This is a genomic window from Microcoleus sp. PH2017_08_TRC_O_A, from assembly GCF_020738665.1.
Taxonomy (GTDB): Bacteria; Cyanobacteriota; Cyanobacteriia; order Cyanobacteriales; family Microcoleaceae; genus Microcoleus.
The window spans coordinates 1-1,755 of the sequence record NZ_JAEQCE010000200.1 but is presented as its reverse complement, the minus strand read 5'-3'; the positions used below and the strand labels follow the sequence as shown (position 1 = coordinate 1,755).

The 1,755-nt window shown below is 43.6% G+C and carries 2 pseudogenes; one reads left to right on the top strand and one right to left on the bottom strand.

The features are described from left to right. Positions 1 to 89: 89 nt before the first annotated feature. Positions 90 to 1,112, top strand: a pseudogene (locus JGK22_RS33035) (IS4 family transposase); the annotation flags it as partial. 168 nt (positions 1,113 to 1,280) lie between these two features. Here JGK22_RS33035 and JGK22_RS33030 read toward each other — a convergent pair. Continuing rightward, positions 1,281 to 1,670, bottom strand: a pseudogene (locus tag JGK22_RS33030) (transposase); the annotation flags it as partial. Positions 1,671 to 1,755: the final 85 nt, after the last annotated feature.

The following is a 1,755-nucleotide window of genomic DNA, read 5'->3' as shown; positions in this document are numbered from 1 at the left end:
AGGGGTTGTCTCTTTCATGGGTCATTTTTTAACGTTATCTGCTTGCTATGTAAGCATTATAACCTATTTTTATCGTATTTTCTGTTTAAGTCCCGTTAAGCACGGTGCAACTGTGGAGTCGAGATTTAGATCATAAGAATAAGCATGAACGCAATTATCAAAATCTGCCGATAGAGCAGAAAGAATCATACAAATGGTTGGCATCCGCCGAGCGCAGTCAGCGGTGTTTCACTAAAGGTGGTGCCCTGATGGTCACTCACATTGGTGACCGCGAAAGTGACTTATATGAGGAATGGGCGACCGTGCCCGACCAACACAATCACCTATTGGTGCGCGTTCGTCAAGACCGTCGGTTATTAGGACAATCCCAATCGCTTTATACCTATTTAACAGAACAGCCTTGTGAAGGGGTTTGTACAATTAATGTACCAGCAGACGCACGTATTGGTCGGACAGCGAGAGAAGCATTGCTGATGATTCGGTGTGTTAGTGTGAAGATTCGCCGTCCCGATCACTTGAAAGCACGAGATTATCCACCCAGTATCACTCTTTATGCAGTCGAAGCAATAGAAGTTAATCCTCCGGCAGGGCAAGAGGCGATTCATTGGCGATTACTCACAACTCACAGGGTGGTTTGTTTAGAACAAGCACTACAAGTTATCCAATGGTATCGATGGCGATGGCGCATTGAACAACTTTTTGCCACATTGAAACAAGCAGGATTAAATCTTGAAGCTACACAGTTAGAGTCCGTAGTGGCCATTCAAAAACTCACTGTCTTGGCTTTAGGGGTTGCCGTGCGAACCCTACAAATGGTTGAAGGGCGCGATAATTCTGACTTATCTGTTTCCCTGGCTTTCTCTGATGCTCAACAGCAGTGCTTGTCTGTGATTGAACCATCTCTTCAAGGGCGCACGAAAAAATTGCAAAACCCCTATCCTCCCACTTCCTTACCTTGGGCTACTTGGCTGATTGCTCGACTTGGGGGTTGGTCTGGTTATAGTTCTCAGAGACCTCCCGGAATGCCTACCCTTGTTCATGGACTCCGACAGTTTGAATCCATCTTTGTGGGATGGAAACTAGCTCAGAATCAACTTGTGTGTACACGGTAGCCTTAAAAAGGGGAGTAGGGGGTGGGACAAGAAGCTCTTAAAGTCCCCGCAACGATGCGGGGGATGCGAGGGGGATCTCCGGGCATAAATAGGGCTTGCTGAAAAAGTCAGAAAACAGCATTTAGAAAGATAAGTGAATTCGAGATCGCCTCGGCAATATAAGTTTTGTCAATTTTTTTCTGCCGAAACATAGCTTTTACCAATGATTGGAGCCAAAAAACATCCAAAAAGGTTTTTGTTATGAAATAGACCGAAAAAAAGCCAAAAAGCCTGCCGTAGCAGGGCAGAAAGATTCATCACCAGAAAAGTTATTGCGATGCTTGTTTCAGAAGTATTATTAAGTTTAGCCATCACTCTACCGAGGCTAAATCTTCTTTTAGCTTCTCCAAATTTCCCCTCAATTAAGTTACGAATTCTCTCGTCTGATTGAGCTTGTTTTTTCATTGATTTGCTCAGTTTTTTGGGAGGTCTTCCTAGACGGACACCGCTCATTCTGATGCCCATTTCTTTGCACCAAGCTCTATTTTCTTGCGTTCGATATATCCCAATACGGTTTACTTAAGGGTTGGGAGGCTTTAAAATATTAAAAACAGGAGAATTAATTTTTATTCCAGTACCTCTGTGTTTAACTTTTTTGGATTTA